At 64.1% G+C, this 25727-nt stretch carries 31 protein-coding genes and 1 pseudogene; 11 read left to right on the top strand and 21 right to left on the bottom strand.

The features are described 5' to 3' along the window. Nucleotides 1–94 precede the first annotated feature (94 nt). The 7 genes from FJ546_RS16075 to FJ546_RS16045 all read right to left on the bottom strand — a co-directional run bounded on the left by FJ546_RS16075 (nt 95) and on the right by FJ546_RS16045 (nt 5562). A complete protein-coding gene (locus FJ546_RS16075) occupies nt 95–1540 on the bottom strand; it encodes an amidase (protein WP_140890233.1) in 1446 nt (481 codons plus the stop codon). 1 nt (nt 1541) lies between these two features. Next, nucleotides 1542–2447: a ribokinase gene (locus FJ546_RS16070; RefSeq protein WP_140890232.1), complete on the bottom strand. Its 906-nt coding sequence runs from the start codon at nt 2445–2447 to the stop codon at nt 1542–1544. Between the two features lie 182 nt (nt 2448–2629). Continuing rightward, entirely contained in the window at nt 2630–3112 is a 483-nt protein-coding gene (locus tag FJ546_RS16065; protein WP_140890231.1) for a hypothetical protein, read from the bottom strand. Continuing rightward, a complete protein-coding gene (locus FJ546_RS16060; protein WP_140890230.1) occupies nt 3087–3614 on the bottom strand; it encodes a hypothetical protein in 528 nt (175 codons plus the stop codon). The genes FJ546_RS16065 and FJ546_RS16060 overlap by 26 nt, the downstream gene beginning before the upstream one ends. Beyond that, nucleotides 3581–3973 carry a hypothetical protein gene (locus FJ546_RS16055; protein ID WP_140890229.1) on the bottom strand — a complete coding sequence of 131 codons (393 nt, stop codon included), beginning with the start codon at nt 3971–3973 and terminating at the stop codon, nt 3581–3583. The genes FJ546_RS16060 and FJ546_RS16055 overlap by 34 nt, the downstream gene beginning before the upstream one ends. A gap of 20 nt (nt 3974–3993) precedes the next feature. After that, nucleotides 3994–4464, bottom strand: a complete 471-nt coding sequence (locus tag FJ546_RS16050; RefSeq protein WP_140890228.1) for a hypothetical protein — start codon at nt 4462–4464, stop codon at nt 3994–3996. A 219-nt stretch (nt 4465–4683) separates the two neighbouring features. Further along, complete coding sequence (locus FJ546_RS16045; protein ID WP_140890227.1) at nt 4684–5562, bottom strand: bifunctional helix-turn-helix domain-containing protein/methylated-DNA--[protein]-cysteine S-methyltransferase; 879 nt, start codon at nt 5560–5562, stop codon at nt 4684–4686. 115 nt (nt 5563–5677) lie between these two features. Between FJ546_RS16045 and FJ546_RS16040 the strand changes: the two genes are divergently transcribed. After that, nucleotides 5678–6493, top strand: a complete 816-nt coding sequence (locus FJ546_RS16040; RefSeq protein ID WP_140890226.1) for a class I SAM-dependent methyltransferase — start codon at nt 5678–5680, stop codon at nt 6491–6493. A 2-nt stretch (nt 6494–6495) separates the two neighbouring features. On the opposite strand, the gene FJ546_RS16035 is transcribed toward FJ546_RS16040, so the two are convergent. Beyond that, on the bottom strand, nt 6496–6990 hold the full coding sequence (locus FJ546_RS16035; RefSeq protein ID WP_140890225.1) for a DUF2244 domain-containing protein: 495 nt from the start codon (nt 6988–6990) through the stop codon (nt 6496–6498). 22 nt (nt 6991–7012) lie between these two features. Between FJ546_RS16035 and nth the strand changes: the two genes are divergently transcribed. Then, complete coding sequence (gene nth / locus FJ546_RS16030; RefSeq protein ID WP_140890224.1) at nt 7013–7825, top strand: endonuclease III; 813 nt, start codon at nt 7013–7015, stop codon at nt 7823–7825. A 6-nt stretch (nt 7826–7831) separates the two neighbouring features. Here the strand turns inward: nth and FJ546_RS16025 are convergent. Together FJ546_RS16025 and FJ546_RS16020 are read right to left on the bottom strand one after the other, a co-directional pair. Further along, nucleotides 7832–8165: pseudogene (locus FJ546_RS16025) on the bottom strand (tripartite tricarboxylate transporter permease); the annotation flags it as partial. A gap of 152 nt (nt 8166–8317) precedes the next feature. Further along, on the bottom strand, nt 8318–8776 hold the full coding sequence (locus tag FJ546_RS16020) for a DUF2214 family protein (RefSeq protein WP_140890223.1): 459 nt from the start codon (nt 8774–8776) through the stop codon (nt 8318–8320). 213 nt (nt 8777–8989) lie between these two features. Here FJ546_RS16020 and FJ546_RS16015 point away from each other — a divergent pair, with 213 nt between their 5' ends. Together FJ546_RS16015 and FJ546_RS16010 are read left to right on the top strand one after the other, a co-directional pair. Continuing rightward, on the top strand, nt 8990–9148 hold the full coding sequence (locus FJ546_RS16015) for a YdeI/OmpD-associated family protein (protein ID WP_140890222.1): 159 nt from the start codon (nt 8990–8992) through the stop codon (nt 9146–9148). Nucleotides 9149–9253: 105 nt separating this feature from the next. Continuing rightward, complete coding sequence (locus tag FJ546_RS16010; protein ID WP_140890221.1) at nt 9254–9793, top strand: GNAT family N-acetyltransferase; 540 nt, start codon at nt 9254–9256, stop codon at nt 9791–9793. A gap of 27 nt (nt 9794–9820) precedes the next feature. Here the strand turns inward: FJ546_RS16010 and FJ546_RS16005 are convergent, their stop codons facing one another. Both FJ546_RS16005 and FJ546_RS16000 read right to left on the bottom strand, forming a co-directional pair. Further along, nucleotides 9821–10297 (bottom strand): NUDIX hydrolase, encoded by a 477-nt coding sequence (locus FJ546_RS16005; RefSeq protein WP_140890220.1) that lies wholly within the window; start codon nt 10295–10297, stop codon nt 9821–9823. Between the two features lie 124 nt (nt 10298–10421). Continuing rightward, entirely contained in the window at nt 10422–10805 is a 384-nt protein-coding gene (locus FJ546_RS16000; RefSeq protein ID WP_246686863.1) for a hypothetical protein, read from the bottom strand. Nucleotides 10806–10866: 61 nt separating this feature from the next. Here FJ546_RS16000 and FJ546_RS15995 point away from each other — a divergent pair, with 61 nt between their 5' ends. Both FJ546_RS15995 and FJ546_RS15990 read left to right on the top strand, forming a co-directional pair. Continuing rightward, the gene (locus FJ546_RS15995) at nt 10867–11217 is read left to right on the top strand and encodes a hypothetical protein (RefSeq protein WP_140890219.1); all 351 of its coding nucleotides are present in this window, start codon (nt 10867–10869) and stop codon (nt 11215–11217) included. Further along, a complete protein-coding gene (locus FJ546_RS15990; RefSeq protein ID WP_140890218.1) occupies nt 11217–11795 on the top strand; it encodes an invasion associated locus B family protein in 579 nt (192 codons plus the stop codon). Before FJ546_RS15995 ends, FJ546_RS15990 begins: the two co-directional genes overlap by 1 nt. 128 nt (nt 11796–11923) lie before the next feature. Here FJ546_RS15990 and coaBC read toward each other — a convergent pair whose 3' ends face one another. From coaBC to ubiE, 3 genes are all read right to left on the bottom strand, one after another. Then, entirely contained in the window at nt 11924–13393 is a 1470-nt protein-coding gene (gene coaBC, locus FJ546_RS15985; RefSeq protein WP_210243109.1) for a bifunctional phosphopantothenoylcysteine decarboxylase/phosphopantothenate--cysteine ligase CoaBC, read from the bottom strand. A 91-nt stretch (nt 13394–13484) separates the two neighbouring features. After that, nucleotides 13485–15059, bottom strand: coding sequence for a 2-polyprenylphenol 6-hydroxylase (gene ubiB, locus FJ546_RS15980; RefSeq protein ID WP_140890336.1), 1575 nt, complete (start codon nt 15057–15059; stop codon nt 13485–13487). A gap of 67 nt (nt 15060–15126) precedes the next feature. Beyond that, nucleotides 15127–15903 (bottom strand): bifunctional demethylmenaquinone methyltransferase/2-methoxy-6-polyprenyl-1,4-benzoquinol methylase UbiE, encoded by a 777-nt coding sequence (ubiE, locus tag FJ546_RS15975; protein ID WP_140890217.1) that lies wholly within the window; start codon nt 15901–15903, stop codon nt 15127–15129. 134 nt (nt 15904–16037) lie between these two features. Here ubiE and FJ546_RS15970 point away from each other — a divergent pair, with 134 nt between their 5' ends. The 3 genes from FJ546_RS15970 (at nt 16038) to FJ546_RS15960 (ending at nt 18452) form a co-directional block, all read left to right on the top strand. Beyond that, nucleotides 16038–17012, top strand: a complete 975-nt coding sequence (locus FJ546_RS15970) for an adenosine deaminase (protein WP_140890216.1) — start codon at nt 16038–16040, stop codon at nt 17010–17012. A 126-nt stretch (nt 17013–17138) separates the two neighbouring features. Then, nucleotides 17139–17768 (top strand): uracil phosphoribosyltransferase, encoded by a 630-nt coding sequence (upp, locus tag FJ546_RS15965; protein ID WP_010911460.1) that lies wholly within the window; start codon nt 17139–17141, stop codon nt 17766–17768. A gap of 120 nt (nt 17769–17888) precedes the next feature. Beyond that, complete coding sequence (locus FJ546_RS15960; protein WP_140890215.1) at nt 17889–18452, top strand: TIGR02281 family clan AA aspartic protease; 564 nt, start codon at nt 17889–17891, stop codon at nt 18450–18452. On the opposite strand, the gene deoA is transcribed toward FJ546_RS15960, so the two are convergent. The 6 genes from deoA to FJ546_RS15930 form a co-directional block, all read right to left on the bottom strand. Further along, the gene (gene deoA, locus FJ546_RS15955; protein ID WP_140890214.1) at nt 18453–19772 is read right to left on the bottom strand and encodes a thymidine phosphorylase; all 1320 of its coding nucleotides are present in this window, start codon (nt 19770–19772) and stop codon (nt 18453–18455) included. It lies immediately after the preceding gene. Then, nucleotides 19772–20581, bottom strand: a complete 810-nt coding sequence (locus tag FJ546_RS15950; RefSeq protein WP_140890213.1) for a purine-nucleoside phosphorylase — start codon at nt 20579–20581, stop codon at nt 19772–19774. The genes deoA and FJ546_RS15950 overlap by 1 nt, the downstream gene beginning before the upstream one ends. Before the next feature lie 30 nt (nt 20582–20611). Then, nucleotides 20612–21004, bottom strand: a complete 393-nt coding sequence (gene cdd, locus FJ546_RS15945) for a cytidine deaminase (protein WP_140890212.1) — start codon at nt 21002–21004, stop codon at nt 20612–20614. Between the two features lie 168 nt (nt 21005–21172). Further along, nucleotides 21173–22144 (bottom strand): ABC transporter permease, encoded by a 972-nt coding sequence (locus tag FJ546_RS15940; RefSeq protein WP_010911455.1) that lies wholly within the window; start codon nt 22142–22144, stop codon nt 21173–21175. Between the two features lies 1 nt (nt 22145). Beyond that, nucleotides 22146–23285, bottom strand: coding sequence for an ABC transporter permease (locus tag FJ546_RS15935; RefSeq protein WP_140890211.1), 1140 nt, complete (start codon nt 23283–23285; stop codon nt 22146–22148). After that, on the bottom strand, nt 23282–24814 hold the full coding sequence (locus FJ546_RS15930) for an ABC transporter ATP-binding protein (protein ID WP_140890210.1): 1533 nt from the start codon (nt 24812–24814) through the stop codon (nt 23282–23284). The genes FJ546_RS15935 and FJ546_RS15930 overlap by 4 nt, the downstream gene beginning before the upstream one ends. A 218-nt stretch (nt 24815–25032) precedes the next feature. Between FJ546_RS15930 and FJ546_RS15925 the strand changes: the two genes are divergently transcribed. Both FJ546_RS15925 and FJ546_RS15920 read left to right on the top strand, forming a co-directional pair. Further along, complete coding sequence (locus FJ546_RS15925) at nt 25033–25239, top strand: SlyX family protein (protein WP_169627215.1); 207 nt, start codon at nt 25033–25035, stop codon at nt 25237–25239. Nucleotides 25240–25261: 22 nt separating this feature from the next. Continuing rightward, nucleotides 25262–25666, top strand: a complete 405-nt coding sequence (locus FJ546_RS15920) for a hypothetical protein (protein ID WP_140890209.1) — start codon at nt 25262–25264, stop codon at nt 25664–25666. Nucleotides 25667–25727: the final 61 nt, after the last annotated feature.

Genomic DNA, 25727 nt, shown 5'->3' with positions numbered 1-25727 from the left:
AAATGCCGCCAATGCGGCGTGGCAGGCGACAATCAATGCATGGTGGTAGCCTCCGCGCAAGCCTGACGCGAAACGCCGGGCTGTTGCACGCGCGTCAGGCGCCGGCCTGCCAGGGCAGTGTCGCCTCATAGGCGGCGGCGGCCCTCAGCACGGCGAGGTCGCCGCGCGGCCGGCCGATCAGCTGCATGCCCATTGGCCGGCCCTTGTCGTCGAAGCCGACCGGCACGTTGACCGCCGGGCAGCCGCCCAGCGTGGCGAAGGCTGAAACCTGCATCCAGCGGTGATAGCTGTCCGTCGGCCGCCCGGCGACCTCGCTTGGCCAGTGCATGCCGACTTCGAAGGGGAAGACCTGCGCGGTGGGAAGGGCGATGAGATCGAAGCGGTCGAAGATCGACAGCAGCATCCGATGCCAGGAGGTGCGCACGACCGAGGCCGCGCGGATCTGCGGCGCCGTCAGCCGCATGGCGTTCTCGATTTCCCATATGGCTTCCGGCTTCAGCAAACCGCGCTTGGAAGGATCGTCGTAGTGGACCTTGAGGGCGCAGCCGCTGCTGGCCTGGCGCAGCGCCACGAAGGCCTGCCACAGAGCTTCGAAATCGAAATCCGGCAGCAAGGGTTTTGCCGAGAAGGATGCATCCGCGAAGCGGCCGAGTGCCGCCTCGCACAGATCGAGGATGCCAGGTTCGACTGGCAGATGGCCGCCGAGGTCGCTGAGCCAGGCGATGCGGCCGCCAGTCGATGGCGGTGCAAGCCCTTCGAGGAACGAACCCGGTTTCTCATAGGACAGGGGCGCCTGCGGATGGTAGCCCGCCTGCACGTCGAGCAGCAGCGCCATGTCGGCGACGTTGCGGCCCATCGGGCCCTCGACGCCCATCTGCGCATGGAAGACCTCAAGATCGGGTCCGGCGGGCACAAGCCCTTGCGACGGCCGGAAGCCGTAGACATTGTTCCAGCCTGCCGGATTGCGCAGCGAGCCGCCGAAGTCGCTGCCATCGGCGATGGGCACCATGTCGAGCGCCAGCGCCACCGCGGCGCCGCCGCTCGAGCCGCCGGCGGTGAGCGCCGGATCGAAAGCGTTCAGCGTCGGCCCAAAGACGTTGTTGTAGGTGTTGGATCCCAACCCGAATTCGGGAACATTGGTCTTGCCGATGATGATGGCGCCGGCGTTGCGGATGCGCTCGACGAAGAAATCGTCTTCCTGCGGCACGAAATCGGCAAAGATAGGCGAGCCGAACGAGGTCCTGAGCCCGGTCGTCGAGGCGAGGTCCTTGATGGCGATCGGCAGGCCGAAGAGTGTCCCGGTTTCGCTCGCTTGCCTGGCATCGGCTGCATCGGCCTCGCGCAGGATATCGCCGCGATCGCGCAACGAGACGATGGCGTTGACCAGCGGGTTGACCGCTTCGATGCGGTCGAGGAAGGCCGTCACCACCTCGCGCACGGACAGTTTCTTGCGGCGAATCGCGCCGGCAAGGTCGATAGCGGACAGGCGGCAGATATCACCGGCCGGCGGCACGGCATGTTTCGTCCCGGGGCGCATCATTTCAATGGGTTTCCTGCAAGGCTTGATCGACATCCTTGGCCAGCGGGATCGCCGGCTGGGCGCCGGGCTTGAGACATGCGAGCGAGCCCGCCGCAGCGGCGCGTGCCAGTGCCTTGTCGAGCGCCAGGCCGGCCGACAGGCCGGCAGCGAAGTAGCCGCAAAAGGTGTCGCCGGCGCCGACCGTGTCGACAGGCGTGATCTTCATGGCCGCAACGGTCAGGAAATCGCTCGGCGTCGCCGCCATGACGCCGTCACCGCCGAGGGTGACGACGATGGTGCGGCCGGTTTTCGCGGCGAAGTCGCGCATACGTGCCGCACGGTCGCGGCCGCTCAGCGCCAGCGCCTCGCCGTAGAGGTCGAACTCGGTCTCGTTGGCGACGGCATAATCGGCCTTGCCGAGGAAAGCCGCCGCATCGCCCTGGAAAGGAGCCGTGTTGAGCACGGTGATGGCGCCGGCCGCCCGTGCCTGGTCGAGCGCCGCATCGACGGTCGCCAGCGGGATCTCGTGCTGGAGCAGCACGACATCGCCCTTTTTGAGGAAGGCCTTGGAGAGGTCGCCGGGCACTACGGAAGCATTGGCGCCGGGAACCACGGCGATGATATTCTCGCCGTCGTCATCGACCATGATCAGCGCCGTTCCGGTCGAGGCAAAGGTTTCGCCCACGCCCGACAGGTCGATCTTGGCCTCGCGCAGCAATGCCAGCGCCTCGCCGGCGAAACTGTCCTTGCCGACAGCGCCGACCATGCGCACCGGGACGCCGGCGCGCGCGGCGGCCAGCGCCTGGTTGGCGCCCTTGCCGCCCGGCGCCGTGGCGAAACCGGAACCGCTCACCGTTTCGCCGGGGCTCGGCAAGCGGTCGACTTTGGCGATAAGGTCGAGATTGATCGAGCCGACGACGACTATCAAGAAAGTGCCTCCCTGCCAGCGCTGGCCGGAAATCAGGATCGACTTTCGGAAAGCACGATGTGAATCGAAGAGGGCGGAGCTGGCATCAATATGAATGCGCCGTCACCCTGATTGCGCGGGAAGCTAGCGCGTCATGCGATGAGTTGCCAGACCATGTGGATATCAAACGGCGATTTGTCGCCTCACTCGCAGCGCACGGTGACGATGCCCTGATAGGTGCCCGCGGGAAAGACACCGCTCGACTTGGTGGCGGTGAGATCGACCTGCAGGGCGTGGGTGCCGTTGGTGACCCTTTGCGGCACGCTTCCGTTGATGTCGACCCCCGAGCCATCGAGGCGGAAGACCGAGGCGAAGGTGACATTGGTGCCGCCGCCGCTCGGCGCGGAGGAGAATGCGGCAGGCGCCGGCGCCGAAACCGAATAGCAGTCCAGCAGGTCGAGCAGGGTGCACAGAAGCGAGCTTGCCACGATGGTGGCGCTGGCGCTCGATCCGCCTGCCTGTTTCGAGCCCAGTATGCTTAAGCCAGGATTTGCCGTCATCGTTCCCGATGCCCCGATCATGATGGTGCAGGTACCGATGATCGCCGCCGGCGCGGGCTGGCTGAGGCCGGCAAGGGCTGCCACCGCAAACCAGGCGCGACTATTTCTTCTTCTTTTTCTTGCCATCGCTGTTTCCGGTCCTGATGGTCCAGCCTTCGTTGGCCCATCCGGGTGATGTGGTCGTAGCGGCGGGAACGGCAGCGCTGGCGGCCACGCTTCCCGTCGGGCCGTCGCCGCCGAGGCCCATTTTGAGCAGTTTCAGCTCCAGCTGCAGGCGCTGGACCTCCAGTTCGTAGAGGCGGCTGCAATCGAGGCGTTTCGGTGTGCGCCCGATCGGGATCACCACCCGGCCGTAGGTGGCAACGCCATTGTCCGTCTGATTGTTGCCCCTGATAACGCCGAGATCGACATAGGCACCGGAACCGGAAGCGGCGGAACGGCAAGTGGTGCCGTCCGCGGCATGGACCTCGTCCTGGCCCTGGGGCAAGGTGACGCCGGGCAAATTAAAGCCGTTCTCGTTCTGGTTGAGATTGTAGATCTGGTCCTGGGCCTGAGTTGGAACGGTGCTTGTGACAGCAACCGCGAGTGCCAGCGTCAGGACTTGCGGTGCCCAAAGAACTTTCCGCATATCTGCGCCCTTATCTGCGTCTGCCGGTTGGGGAAGGGGATGCTTTCGGTACAGATACGCACCTTACGCTCGGCGGCGCCGCCGAAGGGCACGACCACAAGGACGGGACGGGAGGCCTGGGCACCGAGCTGGAAGGCAGCCGGTGATATCCTGGCGTCCACCGGCTGAAAATCCTGATCGTAGACGTGGATTTCGATCTTGATCTTCTGGTCGTATGGATTGGCCGGGAAGACGCGGACCGCGAAGACGTCGGTGAAACTGTTGACCTCGCCGCGCATCGGCGACATCGACTGGGCCGCCGCGGCAGCAGGGATCAGGCCGACGGCCAGCACCGTCGCCAGGGTTCGAAAAAGTGTCAAGGATGCCTCCTTCCCGAGCGCTACTCGCAGCGAAGCGTTACCGTTGCCTGATAGTTGCCGTTGGCGAAGCGGTTGCTGCCGCCCTTGGTGCCGGCGAGATGGACCGAAACGAGGTCGGCGCCGGGCGTGCTGATGGCGGTCGCGGAACCGGTTTCGACGATGGAGTGCGCACCGGCGGAAGAGTAGGTTGGCGTCCAGGTGGTCGACGTCGTGTCGGCCGACGGCACAGTCGTGGTGGTAACCGGATCGACGCTCAGCGACACGCCGCCCGTCGTCGTCAGCGTGACGGTTCCGGCAGAGCCGCCGCTGTTGTGGGAACTGAGGGTCTGGAGATCGGGACTGACCGTCATCGTGCCATTGGTGGCAATGACAAGCGTGCAGGTCGGGGTGATCGTGCCATTGAAAATGACATTTTGCGTCGTAGCCAATGCAGGCTGGCCCAGACACGCGACCAGCAGGGCTGCACCGAAGGCGGTGCGAAACAACTTCATCGAGACCTCCTATTAAGTCGGATCGCCCGAATTAACAGGAGTCATGATCGCTTTATCGTGGTTAATTTAGCGTAAACTTAAATAATTCGCGAAAATAACATCTTATAAAAAACCAAAGGTTGTCACCGGTTGTAATGTGAATTTCCGATAGAATCCAAGTAATACTTTCTGCTATCCAAGATCTGTAAATTTCTTCGCCGGAAACTGGAAAAACGATATTTATGACGACACTTGGCCCGCCTCCCAGCCAAGGATGGCGCGCTTGCGGGTCAGGCCCCAATGGTAGCCGGTGAGGTCGCCGGACTTGCCGATGGCGCGATGGCAAGGCACCACGAAGGAGAGCGGGTTGGCGCCATTGGCGGCGCCGACCGCGCGGCTGGCGCTTGGCGCGCCGATGCTGGCGGCGATCGAGGAATAGGTGCGGGCCTTGCCCATCGGGATCTGCAGCAGCGCCTCCCAGACGCGAACCTGGAAGTCGGTGCCGATCATGACGACATGCAGCGGCTGGTCGGGGCGCCACAGCGTCGGATCGAAGATGCGCGCGGCGTAAGGACCGGTCGCGGCCAGGTCCTCGAGATAGATGGCGTTCGGCCAGCGGCTGGACATGTCGGCGAAGGCGGCGCGCTCCTCGCCGGGGTCGCTGAAGGCGAGGCCGGCAAGCCCGCGGTCAGTGGCCATGATCAGGGCGGTGCCGAAGGGCGAGGGATGGTAGCCATATCGGATCGTGAGGCCGGCGCCGCGCGTCTTGTAGTCGCCCGGCGACATTGCCTCATGGGTGACGAACAGGTCATGCAGCCGGCCAGGGCCGGACATGCCCAGTTCGAACGAGGTTTCGAGCAGCGGCATGCCGGAATCGAGCAGTCGGCGGGCATGGTCGAGCGTCACCGCCTGCAGGAAGGCTTTGGGCGACAGGCCGGCCCAGCGGGTGAAAAGTTTTTGCAGGCCGGTTGGCGTCTCGCCGACTTCCTCTGCAAGCTCCTCGAGCGAAGGCTGGTCGCGATAGTCGAGGCTGATCTTCTCGATGGCGCGGCGCACGATCTCGTAGTCGCTGCCTTGCGGCGTGATGTCCTTTTTGAGGACGGCTGTCTGTGTGCTCATGGAACTGTCTCCTTGGCCAGGAATATCGCCCCTCGGGGCGGCGATCGCCACCCGAAACTTGCCTTCTTGCCGCGCATACCCAGATAGACTCGGGGTTTCGTGCCAGGAGTCGCTCATGGCTGGCGAGAAGGTGCATCTGACAGGGGCAAGGGAAACCATGCTGATGACGCTGTACGGGAAGGCGCTGGAGAGCCGGCTGCCCCGTTCGCTGCTTGGGGATCATTTCGCCGACGAGGCGGTGCACAAGATCGACTATGATTTCTCCAGGCTCAAGGTCGACGAGAATCTCGGCATCGGCCTGGCGATCCGGGCCAAGACACTGGACGTCCGTGTCGAGGATTTTCTGGCGAGGAATCCCGGCGCCATCGTGCTGCATCTGGGCTGCGGGCTCGATACGCGCATCTTCCGTGTCGATCCGCCGCCGGGCGTGGACTGGTTCGATGTCGACTATCCCCAGGTCATCGAACTTAGGCGAAAACTTTACCCGTCCCGCGACCGTTATCATCTCATCGCTTCGTCGGTGACGGAGCCCGGCTGGCTGGCCGAAGTGCCCCGCAACCGCCCGGCGATCGTGGTGGCGGAAGGGCTGACGCCCTATCTTCCCGCCGATGAGGGGCTGCGCCTGGTTTCGCGGCTTGTCTCGCATCTTGCCGGCGGCGAGCTGATGTTCGACGCCTACAGCCGTTTCGGCCTGACGCTGCTCCGTTTCAATCCCACCATCAAGGCGACTGGCGCCGAGGTTCACTGGGCGATCGACGATCCGCACGAGCTGGAACTGGCGGTTCCGAAACTGCGGTTCGTCGAGGATATTTCCGCCTACATGCCCGAACACGCCGCCCGCATGGGCTGGTCCGCCAAACTCTTCGTTCGCCTGTGGAAACACATTCCGGCGCTGCGCAAGGTCGGCAGGCTTCTGCGCTATCGGTTCTAGATTCAGCGCGCCTTGGCGGTCGCCAGCGCGCGCGAAAAGGCGATGGCAAAGCTCTCGCGGGACTCTGGATCAAGAAAGCCGCCGATCGGCACGTTCTGGCCTTGGCCTTCGACCGTCATTTTGGTGATGCCGATCTCGGCGTGGCGGGCAACCGAAAACCTTGCCCAGAACGGGTTGAAGCGGTGAGCTTCCGATTTTCCCGAAGGGGCCGTCTTGCGGATGTCGAGGCTGGTACGCGAGACCGATACCTCCTCGCGGGCGCGGGCGGCGCGGTAGTTGACACGGAAGGCGATGTAGACGGCGGCCACGTCGAGGCCGAAGAACCCAAATACCGGCCAGGCGCCGCGCGACAGGAAGAACGCGCCGGTCGCCAGCCAGCCGAACGACAAAGCGCCCATCAGGACCAGGAAGCCCGTCCGGCCCAGCGACCGGTGCGGGGTCAGCAAGGCGTGAAAGAAGGGCTCGTCAGCCTGGAACGAGGCGTTTGTGTCGCTCATGACAGGATACTATAGGAGGGGAATGGCGAGCCCCAAGTCCAAAGATTCTTCCATGCCCGAAAAAGACCTGCCGGCCGGACGACGTGACGGCTCGAACGCCAAGCCGCGCCCACGGCCGGCGCGGCGGACGTCACGCTACAGTCCGGCCGAAGTGCACGAGATCTTCCGCCGCTTTTCCGTCCAGCGGCCGGAGCCGAAGGGTGAGCTCGAACATGTCAACGCCTTCACGCTCTTGGTGGCGGTGGTGCTCTCGGCGCAGGCGACGGACGCCGGCGTCAACAAGGCGACAAGGGCCTTGTTCAAGGCCGCCGACACGCCGCGGAAGATGCTGGCGCTGGGCGAGGCCAAGGTCGGCGACTATATCAGGACCATCGGTCTGTGGCGCAACAAGGCCAAGAACGTCATCGCGCTTTCAGAAGCGCTGATCCGTGACCATGGCGGGGAAGTGCCCGACGACCGCGACGAGTTGGTGAAGCTGCCGGGCGTCGGGCGCAAGACCGCCAATGTCGTGCTCAACATGGCCTTCGGCCAGCATACGATGGCCGTCGACACGCATATTTTCCGGATCGGCAACCGGCTCGGCCTGGCGCCCGGCAAGACGCCTGAACAGGTCGAGCAAGGGCTGCTGAAGATTATCCCGGACGAATACATGCGCCATGCGCACCACTGGCTGATCCTGCATGGCCGCTATGTCTGTAAGGCGCGCAAGCCGGACTGCCCGGCCTGCGTCATCGCTGATATCTGTAAGGCTGAGGAGAAGACGACCAGCATTCCAGCGCCCCTGGTGCCGATCGCTCCGCTCGATCCGTTGGACGAGGTTCAAGCCCAAAGCTGACCGGCTTCAACTCTCCTCCACGAACACTTCTTCGCGCTTCTTCTTGACCGAGGGTAGGAAGACGATGACGGGCACGGCCAGCGCCACCAGCAGCAGGCCGGCGCTGATCGGCCGCGTCACGAAGGTGCTGGGGTCGCCGCGCGACAGGATCATGGCGCGGCGCAGGTTTTCCTCGAGCAGCGGGCCGAGCACGAAGCCGAGCAGCAGGGGTGCCGGCTCGCAGCGCAGCTTGGTCAGGACACAGCCGAGCGGGCCGAAGGAGGCGATAGAGATCGAAAGCGTTGGTGTTGACGCCGTAAACGCCGATCGAGCAGAACGCCGTGATGATCGGGAAGAGCACGGCCTGCCGTTGCATGTGAAAACGGATCGAAGCGAACGGGGCGCCGCCGGCGCCCGGTTCACACCATCAGTCGGCGTACTGGCCGGCGGCTGCGATGATCGGCTTCCAGCGCGCGATTGCAGGCCTCTGCCCGCTCTCGTTCTATTCCAGATCTATTGGTAGCCGTAACCGCGCGCCATCGCCGCCGCGAAGACCGGGATCAGCAGGAAGACGAAGGCCTCGGCGCGGATATAGCTCTTCACCGAGGCCAGTTCGCCCGCCGGCACGGCGAAGGAGGGATTGGCGCTGGCCTGCCGGTTCCAGGAAATGAAGCGCACGGTGGGGATGATCGACAGCAGGCCGACAATGCCGAATGCCGCCATCTTGGCCCAGAACATCCAGTTGTAGATGTAGAACTCCCATCCCTTGAGGCCCCAGAAAACACGGCCGATGCCGACGATGATGATGAGTGAGGCGATGATGCCATAGTGGCGGTCGATGCCGGCGAGTCGCTTGAGGGTTACGGCGGGCAGGTCGCCGCGGATCAGCACGAATTCGGCGCCGATGATCCCTGCCAGGGAAAACACCAGCAGATGATGGATAATGGCAAGCACAAGGTCGGTCGTGTCCATGTTTCTTCCCTGGGTTGAGCACCAGCCCCGCGTCTGAAAAGGTCGCGCGGCAAATGTGCTGAATCAGCCTGCCGGGAAATTAACACCGTCGGGCAGAATTCCCACAGAAAGCTGGTCCTGGTCATAGGCGGCGTTGACGCTCGGTCCGGGTACGTTCAGGCATGATCGGACTGAAACGCCCCCTTCACGTCGCCCCTGGCGGAACGCAGGGCGATGACTGCCTATGAGGCCCGGCCGGACTACCAGAAGAACGACTATCTCGGCTGGATTGCCCGCGCCAAGCGCCCGGACACCAGGCAGAAGCGGCTCGACCAGATGCTGGACGAATTGCAACGTGGCGGTGTCTACATGAACATAGGCTGGCACGGCTGAAGATCTGCTTCGGGCCGCTGTTCTGGATGATGGCGCGTCTTCCGCTGGCCCTTGCACCGCAGGGGCAATTTGCTAAGCGCGGACAAGATCAGCGAGGCAAATCCAATGAACAACCGCAAAGTGACCGTCGCTCCCGTCATCGAGACGCAGCGAACCATTCTGCGGGCACACCGGCTGGAGGATTTCGACGCCTATGCAACAATGTGGGCGGACCCCGCCGTCACCCGCTTCATCGGCGGCAAGCCGCGCACGCGCGAGGAAAGCTGGATGCGCTTCCTGCGTCATGCCGGCCTGTGGTCGCTGCTCGGCTACGGCTTCTGGGCGATCGAGGAGAAGGCGACGGGCCGCTTCGTCGGCGAGGCCGGGTTTCACGACCTGAAGCGCGACATGGAACCGTCGATCGAAGACATTCCCGAGGCCGGATGGGCGCTGGCGCCGGAAGTGCACGGGGCGGGCCTCGCCACAGAGGTCGTCGGCCGTGTGCTGGCCTGGGGCGAAGAAACCTTCGGACGGGTGAAAACCGTCTGCATCATCGATCCCGAAAATACCGCCTCGTTAAATGTCGCTGATAAGGTCGGCTATCGCGAAGTGTTGCGGACCACCTATCATGACGCCCCAACCGTGCTGCTGGAGCGGCTGTCCTGAACCGGGATTGCAGCTCCGGTAGTGCACCTAGGTGGCATCGGTCGGCGTGGGCTGGGAAAGTGTCAGGTTCTTCACCAGCGTCGAAAGATCCGGTTCGTCGATCAACATCGCCGCGTCGGCCGGCGTCAGCCATGCCCGCTGTCGCCGCTTGGCCTCCTGCCAGTTGGCCAGTTCCTCGGTCACTTCAAGCAGGTAGACGATGACATCGACATGGACAAAGCGGTTGGCCAGCCGCTTCCAGTAGGAATAGGTGCCGGCCGGCTGCTTCAGGGTCCTGCCAAGCACGCCGGCTTCTTCCATCGCCTCGATGGTGGCGGCCTTGCGTCCGTTCTTGCCTTTCATCGGCCATCCCTTGGGGACGATGAAGCGCCTCGTCGTTCTCGACGTGACCAGCATCACCTCGAAACTCCCATTCGCGGTCAAGCGAAAGGGGATCGCCGCCACCTGGCGGATTCTTTCCCCTTTCTTGGCCCGGCGTACGGCCTTTTTCTTCGTGGCTGTCATCTGCAATAGTCCAGTCGGTCAGTGCCCCATAGCGTGACGCGGCGCCTTTGCAAACCCAAACTGCCCCGGGGGACCCTCAAGGTGCCCTACCATGTAAGTCGGCTAAATAAAAGAAGCCCGCCTGTCAGCGGCAGTTGCTCACGGCCGTGCTGCCGATGATCTGCGTCTGGCAGCCCGGCCTGACCCGCGGCACGACCGGCGGTGGCTGCTGGACGATCACGCGGTCCTGGTCGCGGTACTGCTGTTGCTGCTGCTGGAATTGCTGCCGCTGAATGCGGCTCTGCAGGGCCTGCAGATCGTTCTGCTGGATCGGCGTGTTGCTGTTGATCGCGGGATTGGCCACCTGCGCGGAAGCGGGCAGCGCAAAGCCGGCTAAAAAAGTAGCGGCCAGCACCGCCGATGCAAGTCTCATCGATAGTCGGCGCGCCGACATCGGCACATTCCTGCGAAAAATCCTGTCCATTCCCACAATATAGGGTGTTTGCCCGGCGATGCCATGGCGGTCCATCGGTCGCCTTGAAATCAATCGTGGCCCGCCCTGTCCCGGCCATCCGGCCTGCGGCCACGGATTGCAGGCGACGCCAGCGCTGGAGACCGGCACGAACATCGCGTTTAGTGAGATCGCCAGCGTTCGCCTCTATGGAAAGGCCGGAGTGGCGTTCTCCGACAAGGGGCGGGAGATCGAAGGCCGCTTTGCGGCGGCGGAGAATCTGCCCGGCAACCTCGCATTGCACTTGACGGACGCGACCGATTCGCCGCTCTATCGGGTCGGCGCCGGCCTCGAGCTGAATGGCACCGGCATGTCCGCCAGGGACAATGGCGCCTTCGGGGAAAACGGTCAAAACAGAATGCAGTCAGCGCGTCTCTCAAGCTCAGTTTCCAGGCTGGCTCGAGGCGGAGCCGGGCGGGAGAGGTCTTGATGAGGAAATACGCGTATTTGGTTACGATGCTGGGTGCGGCCTGCATCGCCGGTGTGCCGGCCGTGGCCGCGCAGACCAAAGGCGACAAGGTGGCGGCTCCGCCCGCCGCGGCCGATGCGCCACAACTGCCGGGCGGGGCATCGGCCTTGTCCGAAACCCATGGCGACTGGACGGTCAATTGCCAGATATCGGGCACGAACAAGGTCTGCAGCCTGTCGCACCAACAGTTCAACAAACAGAGCAACCAGCGGCTGCTGGCGATCGAGCTTTCGAGCAAGACCGGCGACGAGGCGACAGGCACTCTTGCCCTGCCGTTTGGGCTGGCGCTCGCCAAGGGGGTCACCCTGACCATCGATGACCAGAAGCTGGACGGCAGCCTGGCATTCAACACCTGCCAGGCCGTCGGCTGCCTGGTGCCGGTGGCGTTCGACGCCAATGTCACGCCGTTGCTCAAGAACGGCACGACGCTGAAGATCGACGCCTTCGCGGCGGATACGGGACAAGCGGTGAGCTTTTCCATTCCGCTCAACGGTTTCGGCGGCGCGCTCGCCCGTACGGCGGAGCTCTTGTCAAACTGACGGCTCGGTCCGGAATCTGATGCGCGACGTCCAACTGGCGTCGCGTGTAGTCTTTGATGTTCGCAATTCCCTTGGGAAAGCGCTGCGCGCTTTTCCCGGGAAACCGCTCACACTTCTCCTAATCCACGTCAAGCGACGATCGTTTTCAGCCGCTCGGCAATGAGGGTGGCGAGCCGCGCCGCCACCTCGTCCTTGGTCATTTCGGGCCATTCCTCGACGCTGGCCTTCGACACGATCCGCACCCGGTTGCGATCGCCGCCCATGACGCCTGAAGGGCCGATGCCGCTTTCGTGCGACACATCGTTGGCGACGATCAGATCGGCGCCTTTCTTCGCGAGCTTGGCCTTGGCATTGCGCAAGAGATCCTGCGTCTCGGCGGCGAAGCCGACGACCAGGCCGGGTCGCTGGCTGTGATGGCCGACGCCGGCAAGGATGTCGGGGTTCTCCACCATGCGCAGCACCGGCGGTCCTTCGCCCGCCACCTTCTTGATCTTTTCGCCGGCCGAATTCTCGCTGCGCCAGTCGGCGACGGCGGCGACGAACACCGCGGCATCGGCGGGCAAAAGCTGTTCGACCGCATCGCGCATTTCCTGCGCACGTTCGACATGAATAGTCTTCACGCCAGCCGGGTCGGCGATGCTTACAGGACCGGAGACGAGGCGCACATCGGCGCCAAGCCTTGCCAATGCGGCGGCGATGGCGTGGCCCTGCTTGCCGGAGGAACGGTTGGCGATATAGCGTACCGGGTCGATCGGCTCATGCGTCGGGCCGGAGGTGACGATGATCTTGCACCCCGCCAGCGGCTTGGGGCCGGCATCGAGCAGCGCCTCGACCGCGGCGACGATCTCCAGCGGCTCTGCCATGCGGCCTTCACCGGCCTCGTTGCTTTCGGCCATCTCGCCCCTGGCCGGGCCGACGAAAGTGATGCCGTCCTTGCCCAAGGTCGCGCGGTTGCGGCGGGCGGCCGGATGCGACCACATTTTCGGATTCATCGCCGGCGCCATCAGTACCGGCTTGTCGGTGGCCAGCAGCACAGTGGAGGCCAGATCGTTGGCGTGACCATTGGCGAGCTTGGCCATCAGATCGGCGGTGGCGGGCGCCACGACCAGAAGATCGGCCTCGCGCGACAGCCTGATATGGCCGACATCGTGCTCGTCATTGCGGTCGAACAGTTCGGTGAAGACGTGGTCGGCCGACAGCGCGCCAACCGACAGCGTGGTGACGAATTCCTGCGCTGCGGCAGTCATCACCACCCTTACTGTCGCGCCGCGCTCGCGCAGCCGGCGGATCAGGTCCAGCGCCTTGTAGGCGGCGATGCCGCCGCCGATGATGAGCAGAATGCTCTTTCGGGAAAGCGTGCCCCGCGGAAGGATCTTGCTCGCAGGGGCCGCAACCGGGGTCGCCGCGCTGTGCATGCCGGTCAGTTCGCGCAAGGTCTTTTCGATCTGGTCGATGCGGCCGGATCCGATCTGACCGTCGACGGCGGCCCGGATCATCACCCTGGCCTGCTCCTCCATGGAACGGTTGTTTTCCGCAGCCAATCGGCGCAGCAGCTCCTTGACCTCATCGTCAAGGTTTCGGATCGTGATGCTTGCCATATGATTGCACTTTGTTCATGTCGGCCGAAGGCGATGATAGCAATGCAATCAATTTGCCGCAAGTCGCGGGCTCAACCTTGGTTTTTCAGGTCTAAAGAATCTTCCATGCGATATAAACTAGCGTCAGCGCGATCACCCACAGCGCGACGCGGCCGGAGCGGCTGTAGCGCGCCTCGGCCCTGCCGATGGCACGCGCCGTGGTCTCGTCGAAGCGCAGGCCGTGCTCGGCCATCAGGTCAATCTCGCGCGACAGCCGGTCGGTGCGCGCGGCAAGCTCCGGCGCTTGGCGGGCGAGCGTCAGCAGCGCCTTGGCGCCGTCGCGCGCATCGATCATCATGCCGCGCGGGCCAAGGTTTCCTGCGATCCAGCCGCCGACCACCGGCTCGGCCGTCTTCCACATGTTGAAGGCGGGATCGAGCGTGCGCGCCACGCCTTCGACCACCACCATGGTCTTCTGCAGCAGGATCAGTTCCGGCCGCGTCGCCATGTCGAAGAGTTCGGTCACCTCGAACAGCAGCGTCAGGAGCTTGGCCATGGAAATGGTCTCGGCCGGCTGGCCGTGGATCGGCTCGCCGATGGCGCGGATCGCTTGCGCGAAGGCCGCGACATCGTGCTGGCGCGGTACGTAACCGGCTTCGAAATGCACCTCGGCGACACGCAGATAATCGCGCATGATGAAACCGTAGAGGATTTCGGCGAGGAAGCGGCGCTCCTTCTTACCGAGCCTGCCGGCGATGCCGAGATCGACGGCGACGATGGTGCCGTCCTCCTCGACGAACAGATTGCCCGGATGCATGTCGGCGTGGAAGAAGCCGTCGCGCAGCGTATGGCGCAGGAATGACTGGACGAGATTGGCGGCGATCGCCTTCAGATCGTGGCCGGCCTCCTCCAAGCCTGCGATGTTGTTCATCTTGACGCCGTCGACCCATTCCATGGTCAAAACGTCACGACCCGTACGCTCCCAGTCGACGGATGGCACGCGGAAGCCCGGATCGTCCTTGGTGTTCTCTCCAAGTTCGGAGAGTGCCGCCGCCTCGAGGCGCAAATCCATCTCGATCTTGGTTGTCTGCGCCAGCGTTTCGGTCACCTCGACAGGCCGCAGGCGGCGCGAGGAGGGGATGTATTTCTCCTGCAGGTGGGCAGCGAGGAAATAGCTTTCGAGATCCTGGAAGAAGCGGCGGCGCACGCCGGGCCGGATGACCTTCACCGCGACCTTGGTGGCAGCGCCATCATGGATGGCTTCGGCGGCATGGACCTGGGCGATCGAAGCGGCGGCGACGGGGTTGCCGAACTCGGCGTAGAGATCGCCCACCTTGCGCCCGAGCGAGGCTTCGATGGCCGCTACCGCCTCAGTTCTCGGGAATGTGTGCATCTTGTCCTGCAACATGGCGAGATCGAGCGCCATGTCGTTGCCGACGACGTCGGGCCGCGTTGCCAGGAACTGGCCGAGCTTGACATAGGACGGGCCGAGCCGGACCACCGCCTTCGCCAGCCGGTCGCTGCGCTCATAGGCGAGCGCGCGGCGGCGGGTGAACAGCCGCGCCAGCCGCCAGCCGAATTTCGGCAGGCCGGACAGTTCCTCGCCAGGCAGGGCGGCGATGACGCCCTCGCGCACCAGCACCCAGCCGGCCCGCGCGAGCCTGAAACCGGCACCGACGCTGCTCACGGCCGCACCCAGGCCGGTTCTTGAGACCGGCATGAGCCATATCGAGAATGGGAAATGCGGGCCAGCCTCAAAGCTTCCAGCCCGAATGAAGCGCGGCAATGCCGCCGGAATAGTTGCGGAAGGAAACGCGGTCGAAACCGGCGCGGGAAATCATCGCAGCGAAATTCTGCTGGTTGGGGAATTTCGCGATCGATTCGACCAGATAGGAATAGGGCTCGCCGTCGCCGGTGACCATCTTGCCGATCTTGGGGATGGCGTTGAACGACCAGGCTTCATAGGCCTTGTCGAGCAGCGGCATCTCGACCTCGGAAAATTCCAGGCACAGGAACCGGCCGCCGGGCTTCAGCACGCGGAACGCTTCTGCGAGCGCGACATCGATGCGCGGCACGTTGCGGATGCCGAATGCGATGGTGTAGGCGTCGAAGGTGGCGTCGGAGAACGGCAGTTCCTCGGCATTGGCCTCGACGAAATCGGTGTTGCCGGACAGGCCCTTCTTTTCGGCCCGGTCGCGGCCGACAGCGAGCATCGAGCCGTTGATGTCGAGCACGGTGGCGTGCGCGTTGCCATGGCTGGCATCGACGATGCGGAAGGCAATGTCGCCGGTGCCGCCCGCCACATCCAGGACCTTCCAGCCTGGCCGCTTCGGCGGATTGAGCCAGGTGACCATGGCATCCTTCCACAGCCGGTGCAGGCCCGCCGACATCAGGTCGTTCATCAGGTCGTAGCGATTGGCGACCTTGTGGAAAACATCATTGACCAGGGACTGCTTCTCGCCTTCCCTCACACGCTTGAAACCATAGGAGGTTTCCATGCCGCCCGCCGCCGTGGTTCTCTCAACTGACATTTTTTTGATCCGTCACAAAACCGGCGGGACCATAGCCGATCGATGCTGTGGGCGCTATTCTTTAAGGCGCGGTGTTCAGCCGCGCTTCCAGGTGGTGGGTTTTCAAGACCTGGACTGACCGACGGGATGTTTGAATGCCTCTGAAAGCAGAACTGCACTGCCACATTGAAGGGGCAGCGGCGCCCGAGTTCGTCATCCGCCAGGCGCAGAAATACGGCAAGGATACCTCGCCCTATATCCAGAACGGTTCCTTCGTCTGGCACGATTTTACGTCCTTCCTCGCGGCTTACGATTTTTCGGCCGATCTGTTCCGCACCGAAGAGGACTACGCGCGGCTGGCCGATCACTATCTGACCAGTCTTGCCCGCGATGGCGCCATCTATTCCGAAGTCTTCACCTCGCCGGACCATGCGACGAAAGCCGGGCTCTCGCCCAAGGCCTATACCGATGCGCTGGGCGAAGGCATGCTGCGCGCCAAGGCCAAGACCGGCATCGAGGGCCGCATGATCGTCACCGGCGTGCGCCAAGTCGGCGTGGAATCGATCGAACGGGCGGCACGCTTCGCGGCGCGCTGCGGGAATCCGCTGGTCACTGGCTTCGGTGTTGCCGGCGACGAGCGCGTGGGCGAGATGGAGGACTATGTCAGGGCTTTCGAGATTGCACGCGAGGCCGGGCTCGGCATCACCATCCATGCCGGCGAGCTGACGGGCTGGGAGACGGTCCAGGCGGCGCTTGACCATATCCGCCCCTCGCGCATCGGCCACGGCGTGCGCGCCATCGAGAACCCGGACCTTGTCCGGCGCATCGCCGACGAAGGCATCGTCCTGGAGTGCTGCCCCGGTTCCAACATCGCGCTTAAAGTGTTCGACAGTTTTGCCGACCATCCTTTTCCCGCCTTGCAGGCCGCCGGCTGCAAGATGACGCTCAACTCCGACGACCCGCCCTATTTCTGGACCTCGCTGAAGCGCGAATACGATATCGCGGCGGAGCATTTTGCGATGAACGAAAAGGCGCTTGCCGCCGTCACCCGGACCGCCATCGAAGCCGCCTTTGTCGACAGGAAGACCAAGGCGGCACTTCTTGCCCGGCTGAACGGCGCGGCGCGCTGATTTTCTTCCGACAAAGCTGTGGTCGATGGCGGCCAAGCGGTTCCTTGGCCGGTCCATAGTCGCTAGGGTCGTTCCAGCTGCCTGAAGCGCGTCCGCGCGCCGGGCGACACGCATCAGGAGAACATCATGAAGGGCGTCACCGTCGTCGACCATCCGCTTGTCCAGCACAAGCTGACCATCATGCGCAAGAAGGAGACGTCCACGGCCGGTTTCAGGCGGCTGTTGCGCGAGATATCGCTGCTGCTCGGCTACGAGGTCACGCGCAATCTCGAGCTGACGACGACAACGATTGAAACGCCGATCGAGACCATGGAAGCGCCGACGCTGGAGGGCAAGAAGCTGGTGTTCGCTTCGGTGCTGCGCGCCGGCAACGGGCTGCTGGAAGGCCTGCTCGACCTGGTGCCGGCGGCGCGCGTCGCCCATATCGGCCTCTATCGCGACCACGAGACGCTGGAGGCGGTCGAATATTTCTTCAAGGCGCCAAGCGATCTCGCCGACCGGCTGGTGATCGTCGTCGACCCGATGCTGGCGACGGCCAATTCGGCGATCGCGGCGATCGACAAACTGAAAGGGCGCGGCGCCACCAACATCCGCTTCCTGTGCCTTTTGGCGGCGCCCGAAGGCATCGAGCGCTTCACCAAGGCGCATCCGGACGTTCCGGTTTTCACGGCCTCCATCGACCGCCAACTCAACGAGAAGGGCTACATCATGCCCGGCCTCGGTGATGCCGGCGACCGCATGTACGGGACGAAATAGCAGCGGGCAAGTTCCTGGTACTGTTTACCGAATGTTTACGCAACGGCGCGGTTTTAGCGCCCGTTAAAGCGGCAAATACCATGCCGGGGCTAAACGATTGGCTCTCACGAAGGCCGATCCATGCTGCGCAAGCTTCTCATCCTCAGCGTCTTTGCCGGGACATCGGCATCGATCCCGGTCGTCTATCAGTCGAATCCGCAGATATTCGAGAACTTGCTGAAATCGACGGTGACGGCCAGGCCCCAGGTCGGGGCACAACCGCAGATCAACCTGGCGTCGGTTCCCGACAGACCGGCAGCGCCGCTGCCGACCGGCCGCAAGGTCGTCGTCACCGCGGACGGGCGCGGGCATTTCTCGTCGACCTTCAAGCTCAACGGCCGTCAGGTCGACGGCATGATCGACACCGGCGCCACGCTGGTCGCCGTCAACACGTCGACGGCACGCAGGATCGGGCTGTCGCTCAATCCGTCCGATTTCAGCCATGGGGTCAACACCGCCAACGGCTCGATCAAGGCGGCGGTGGTGATGATCGACCGCCTGCAGATCGGCAGCATCAGCGTCGACGGCGTGCAAGCCATCGTGCTCGACGACAGGGCGCTGAGCACCAATCTGATCGGCATGAGCTTCCTCAGCCGGCTCGGCAAATATCAGGCCGAAAACGGTACGCTGCTGCTCGTCCAATAATCAACCGCGCGGCAGGATCCGCCGGATGACGGTTTTGTCGGCCGGTGGCTTCGAGGTGCCGATCGCATAGGCCGAAACCACGGTGGCGGCGACCGCCTCGGCATCGGAGGGCGAGCGGGCGTGGATCAGTGCCAGCGGGTCTCCGGCATGGACTTCCGCGCCTATGGGCAGCAGCCTGGTGATGCCGACGCTGGGGTCGATCTTGTCGTCTGGCCTCGTGCGCCCGCCGCCCAGACCAACCACCGCAAGGCCGATGTCGCGGGTGGCGATGCCGGTGACGAAGCCGTCCGTCGTCGCCCTGACCGCCAATTCCGTGGCTGCCACGGCCAAATATTTTTCCGGCTTCTCGATGAAATCGGCGGGGCCGCCGAGCACCGCCACCATGCGGGCGAAGGTGGCGGCGGCGCGGCCGCTGGTGAGCGTCTCAGTGGCACGCCGCAAGCCATCCTGGTTGGATGACACCAGTCCCGCCGACTGCAGCATTTCGGCGGCCAGCGCCAGCGTCACATCCTCCAGCCGCCGGTCGCGCAGACGGCCGGTGAGGAAATCGACGGCGTTGCGCACCTCGACGGCATTGCCGGCGGCCGAGGCCAGCGGTTCGTTCATGCCGGTGATCAGCGCCGACACCTTCAGTCCGGCGCCGCTGGCGACCTCGACCAGGCTGTTGGCGAGCGCGGTCGCGTCGCGCGACTTCTCCATGAAGGCGCCATTGCCGACCTTGACGTCGAGCACCAGCGAGCCCAGGCCGGCGGCCAGCTTCTTCGACAGGATCGAGGCGGTGATCAGCGGCACCGACTCCACGGTGCCGGTGACGTCGCGGATGGCATAGAGGCGGCGGTCGGCGGGTGCCAGATCGGCGGTCTGGCCGATGATGGCGCAGCCGGTTTCCAGCACCGCCTGGCGAAACAACGCGAGATCGGGCTGGCTGACATAGCCGGGGATCGCATCCATCTTGTCCAGCGTGCCGCCGGTATGACCGAGGCCGCGGCCCGAAATCATCGGCACATAGGCGCCGCAGGCGGCGACGATCGGCGCCAGCATCAGCGAGACATTGTCGCCGACGCCACCGGTCGAATGCTTGTCGGTGACCGGGCCGGGCAGGTCCGACCAGTCGAGCACATCACCGGAATCGCGCATGGCCAGCGTCAACGCCACCGCCTCGTCGCGGTTCATGCCGTTGAAGAACACCGCCATGGCGAAAGCCGCGGCCTGGCCATCGGTGACGGTGCCCAAGGTCACGCCGCCGATGAAGGCAGCGATTTCACCGGCCGAGAGCCTGTGACCGTCTCGCTTGTGGCGGATGATTTCCTGCGGAAGCATCAACTCTCCAGCAGTCCGTCGCGGAACACTCTGTGCAGGACCGTTGCCAGCCGCGACCCGCCGACCGGCGCCATGTCCTTGGTCTCCTGATGCGAAAGCTCGGCTCCGGTCATGCCGGCCGCCAGATTGGTGATGACCGAACAGGCGGCGACGCGCAGGCCAAGGAAGCGGGCGAGAATGACTTCCGGCACGGTCGACATGCCGACGGCGTTGGCGCCCATGATGCGGGCCATGCGGATTTCGGCCGGCGTTTCGAAGCACGGGCCGGAAAACCACATATAGACGCCCTTGTGCAGCGCGGTGCCGGTTGCCTTGGCGGCGCGCTCGATCGCCTTGCGGATGCCGGCATCATAGGCTTCGGTCAGGCCGACGAAGCGGCGGTCGCTGGGCTCGCCGATCAGCGGATTGCTGCCGGAGAAATTGATATGGTCGGTGAGCATCATCACCGAGCCCGGCGGCATGTCCGGGTCGACCGAACCGGCGGCGTTGGTGAGGATCAGTTTGGTGATGCCGATGCCGGCGAGCACTTCCAGCACCGGGCGCATCGCCGCCGCGTTGCCGTGCTCGTAATAATGGGCGCGGCCGGACAGCATCAGCACCGGCGTGCCGGCAAACAGGCCCGCCACCACTTCGCCGGCATGGCCGCTGACGCCGCTGCTGGGAAAGCCGGGCAGGTCGGCATAGGGGACGCGGATCGGGTGCTCGATCCGGTCGACAAGGACGCCGAGGCCCGATCCCAGCACCAGCGCCGTCGACGGCGCCAGGCCGTCCAGCCTTTCGATCAGATGGTCCACCGCCTTTTCGGTCATTGCAGCCCGCTCTTCATTTGAGCCAATTCCTCATTTCAAGATTTCGCCCCGGAAACCATAGGGCAGCATGTCGCCCATGGTCACGGTCTCGGCCACGCCCGTATTGTCGCAGAGGTAGAGTTTTGTGTCCGGTTGGCAGAATTCGGCCAGCCGCTGGCGGCAGCCGCCGCAAGGCGAGCATTTGGCCATGCGTTCGGCAAGGACGGCGATTTCGACGATCTTGCCGCCGCCGCCCATAATGTAGTGGCCGAGCGCGGTGGTCTCGGCGCACCAGCCTTCCGGATAGGAGGCGACTTCGACGTTGGCGCCGGCGAAGACGCGTCCGTCCTCGGTGCGCAAGGCGGCGCCCACCGGAAATTTCGAGTAGGGCGCATAGGCCTTGGCCATGGCGGTCCTGGCCGCTTCGAACAGATCATGCGACATTTCAGTTGTTCTCTCCGATGATCGTGTCCAAAACCCGGCGCGAGGCACGCGCCGGGCCGTCGGCCCTTAAAGCGCGTCGCGTCGAAGCGGATTCGGGCGACGCGCTTTAACTCTTTGTTTTATGCATGTCGTTCTCCCAAAACCGAGGTCACTTTTGGGCGACATGCATTAGCGTTCCTTGACGTAGGGCACGCCGCCGGCGCGCGGCGGGATGGCCTTGCCAATGAAGCCGGCGAGCAGGATGACTGTGAGGATATAGGGCAAGGCCTGCATGAACTGCACCGGCACCTTGCCGATGATCGGCAAGGGTGAGCCCTGCAGGCGAATCGCCGCCGCGTCGAGGAAACCGAACAGCAGGCAAGCGAACATGGCGTTGACCGGCTTCCACTTGGCGAAGATCAGCGCTGCCAGTGCGATGTAGCCCTTGCCGGCGGTCATGTCCTTCACGAAGCCGCCATTCTGCACCATCGACAGATAGGCGCCGGCGACGCCGGTGAGGATGCCGGTGCAGATCAGGGCCCGGTAACGCAGCCAGGCGACCGAAATGCCGGCGGTGTCGACGGCGGCCGGGTTCTCGCCGACGGCGCGCAGCCTGAGGCCGAAGCGGGTGCGGAACAGCACCCACCAGGTGAACGGCACCATCAGGAAGGCGAGGTAGACCAGCAGCGAATGGCCCGAGATCAGTTCCGCATAGATCGGTCCGATGATCGGCACGTCCCTGACCGCTTCGGCGCCGGGCCAGACAATCGCGTCGAACCGCTCGCCCGGCTGCAGAGCCGGCGTGCGCCCGCCCTGCTGGAACCAGGCCTGACCGAGGATGATGGTCGATCCGGCGGCGATGAAATTGATCGCCACGCCGGAAACGATCTGGTTGCCGCGGTGGGTGATCGAGGCGAAGCCGTGCACCATGGCGAAGGCGACCGAAATCAGGATCGCCATGCCGAGGCCGATAAAGGCCGAATGGAACACGGAAGCTGCGGCGGCGCCGGCGAAGGCGCCGACCAGCATCTTGCCTTCCAGCCCGATGTCGAAGATGCCGGAACGCTCGGAAAAGAGGCCGGCGAGGCAGGCGAGCAGCAATGGCACCGACAAGCGGATGGTCGAGTCCAGTATCTGCACGATGGCGATAAAGACATCCATCTCAGGCGCCCTTTCCCTTGACCGCTTCCATGCCGACCGACCTCGGACTGAACGAGGCGAACAGCGCCTGGATGTAAGGCCTGAACATGTGTTCGAGCGCGCCGGCGAACAGGATCACCAGGCCCTGGATGATGACGATCATGTCGCGGCTGATCGCCGGCATCTCGAAGGCAAGTTCGGCGCCGCCCTGATAGAGCATGCCGAACAGCACCGCCGCCAGCACGATGCCGACCGGATGCAGGCGCCCCATCAGCGCCACGGCGATGCCGACGAAGCCGGCACCGGAGACGAAGTCGATCGCGACATTGTGCTGGTCGCCCATCACCGGATTGAGCGCCATCATGCCGGCCAGCGCGCCAGAGATCATCATCGCGGTGATGATGATGCGGGTTTCCGAAATGCCGGCATAGCGCGCCGCCTTGGGGCTATGGCCATAGGTGCGCATCTCATAGCCGAGCTTGGTGCGCCAGATCAGCAGCCAGACCAGGAAGGCCATGAGCAGCGCCAGCAGGAAGGTGACGTTGAGCGGCGCCGAGCGGATCTTGGCGCCGAACAGCTCGATGATCCAGTTGAGTTTCGGCAGTTCGGCGCCGGCAAGGAAGTTGCGGGTCTGCGGTGCCTGCGACCCCGCCGGCTTCAGCGGTCCGACCAGCAGATAGACCATGATCGAGGCGGCGATGAAGTTGAACATGATGGTGGTGATGACGATGTGCGAGCCGCGCCTGGCCTGAAGGTAGGCGGGGATGAGCGCCCACAACGCGCCCACAAGCGCCGAAGCGACGATGGCCATCGGAAATGTCAGCCACCAGGGCAGCATGCTGTCGAAGGACAGGCAGACGATGGCGATGCCGAGGCCCGAAATGTAGGCCTGTCCCTCGGTGCCAATGTTGAACAGGCCGCAATGCGCCGCGACCGCCACCGAAAGCCCGGTGAAGATGAAGGTGGTGGCATAGAAGAGGGTGAAGGCGATGCCCGTTCCCTTGCCGAAAGCGCCCTCGACCAGAATGACGGCGGCGCGGAACGGGTTCTCGCCGACCAAGAGCACGACGAAGCCGGCAACGATGAAGGCCACCGCCAGGTTGATCAGCGGGATCAGCCCATAGTCAGCCCAGGCCGGCAGTTTGGCGTATGGCGTGCTCAAAGTGCTGCCTCCTGGCGCTCGACGCCCGCCATCAGCAGGCCAAGCTCGCCCTCGGTCGCTTCCGGACCGCGCTCGCCGACGATGCGGCCGGCAAACATCACCAGGATGCGGTCGGAGAGCGAGCGGATCTCGTCGAGTTCGACGGAGACCACCAGCACCGCCTTGCCCTGGTCGCGCATGGCGATCAGGCGCTTGTGGATGAATTCGATGGCGCCGACGTCGACGCCGCGCGTCGGCTGGCCGACGATCAGTACGCCCGGATCTTGCTCCATCTCCCGCGCCAGAACGATCTTCTGCTGGTTACCGCCGGAGAAGTTCGCCGTCTTCAGGCGCGGATTGCCAGGCCGGATATCGTATTTGTCGATCTTGTCCTTGGCGTCGGCCATGATGGCATCGACGTTGAGGAAAGGCCCTTTGAGATAGCGAGGGTCGTCGTGATAGCCGAGGATGGAATTCTCGTTCTCCTCGAAGGCCAGCACCAGCCCGACATGGTGCCGATCCTCCGGCACGTGCCCCAGCCCTCGGTCGCGCAATTCGCCGGGGTCGGCGGCACCTGTCAGGTCGATCGGCTTGCCGTCGAGCATGACCGAGCCTGAAACGGCATGCCTGATGCCGGAAATCGCCTCGAGCAGTTCGGATTGGCCGTTGCCGGCGACGCCGGCGATGCCGACGATCTCGCCGGCGCGCAGGTCGAAGGAGATATCGTCGACCATTGTGACGCCACGCGAATCCTTCACCGTCAGGTTCTTGACCGCGAGCTTGACGGCGCCGGCTTCCGCTTCGCCCTTTTCGACCCTCAGAAGCACGCGCCGCCCGACCATCAGTTCGGCCAGTTCGCCCACCGTCGTCTTGTTGGTTTCGCGCGTCGCCACCATCGTACCCTGGCGCATGACCGAGACAGTGTCGGTGATGGCCATGATCTCGCGCAGCTTGTGGGTGATCAGCACCACCGTCTTACCCTGTTCCTTCAATTGCTTGAGGATGCGGAACAGGTGGTCGGCCTCGGCCGGCGTCAAGACGCCCGTCGGCTCGTCGAGAATGAGGATCTCGGCGCCGCGATAGAGCGCCTTGAGGATTTCGACGCGCTGCTGCAGGCCGACCGGCAGTTCCTCGATGATGGCGTCGGGGTCGACTTCGAGCCCATATTCCCTTTCGAGGCGGTCGAGTTCGGAGCGCGCCTTGGCGATGCTACTTTTCAAGAGGGCATCGCTTTCGGCGCCGAGAATGATGTTTTCCAGCACCGAGAAATTGTCGACCAGCATGAAGTGCTGGTGCACCATGCCGATGCCGAGCGCGATCGCGTCATTGGGGGTCTTGATCGATGCCGGCTTGCCGCCGACGCGGATTTCGCCGCTGTCGGCCTGGTAGAAGCCGTAGAGGATCGACATCAGCGTCGACTTGCCGGCGCCGTTCTCGCCGACGATGCCGTGGATGGTGCCGCGCGCGATCTCCAGGTTGATGTCGCGGTTGGCGTGCACGGCGCCAAAACTCTTGTTGATGCCGATCAGTTCGATTGCGGCTTGCGCCATGCAGCCAGTCCCACTCTTATTTTTTTATCGCTTGGTCAAAATGCCTAGCATGACGCCCCGCCGGTGCCAATTGGCCGGAGCAGTATCCACTCTCGGCAAATCCCGGTGCGCTTGTCAATTTCCAACGTGTCCGCAGGCTTCATATTCGCTAATATGGCGGCGTCGAAATTCGCATCACGACGCAAGGCATTGTGGTGCAAGATCAGGGACTGCGAATGATCATGCCCGCCGACCGGCTGACGACGCTGGAAATCCGCGCCGCCGAGCAGGAAAGGACCATCGAGGAACTGTCGGGACAGATCGCCGAACAGTGGACGGTGATCGAGCGCATGCAGCGCAAGCTCGACGCGCTGACCGATCGCTTCCTGGCACTGGAGGAGCAGGCGGCGCCCGACGTACCGGTGACCAAGCCGCCGCATTGGTGAAGACGAGGGGAGGGCGCAAATCATGGCCGGTGAAGGCGATCGCATTGAAAGGGCGGGCGAATATGTGCTGGGCCTGATGAGCGATGCGGAGCGCGAACGGGCCGAGCGCGATCTCGAGATCGACCCCACCTTCCGCGACGCCGTGGTGCGGTTTGCGGGGCAGATGCAATTCTTCGACCGTCACGAAAAACGAGGACTCCTGCCAACCAGGCATTGGGAACTGGTGACGCAACGCCTCGCCGAATTACCGCAGATGCGCAGCGTCCACCTCGGCGACGGCAACGCCGGGCCGGCGACGGTGATCCGGGGCCTTTCCCGGCCGCCATATGGAATCGGCCTGCAAGCGCTTGGCGGGCGGCGCGGATTTGTCGTTGCCGCAGGGCTGATCGTGGCGTTTGCGCTGGGTTACCTGGCGGGCAAGCTGTAGCCCAATGCAGGACCGCCGGGTTCTCACCCGGCGGTCCGTTAGCCCTGACCTGACGTCTCTG

This window comes from Mesorhizobium sp. B2-4-19 (assembly GCF_006441315.1).
Lineage (GTDB): Bacteria > Pseudomonadota > Alphaproteobacteria > Rhizobiales > Rhizobiaceae > Mesorhizobium.
This window is presented reverse-complemented; position numbering and strand designations above follow the sequence as displayed.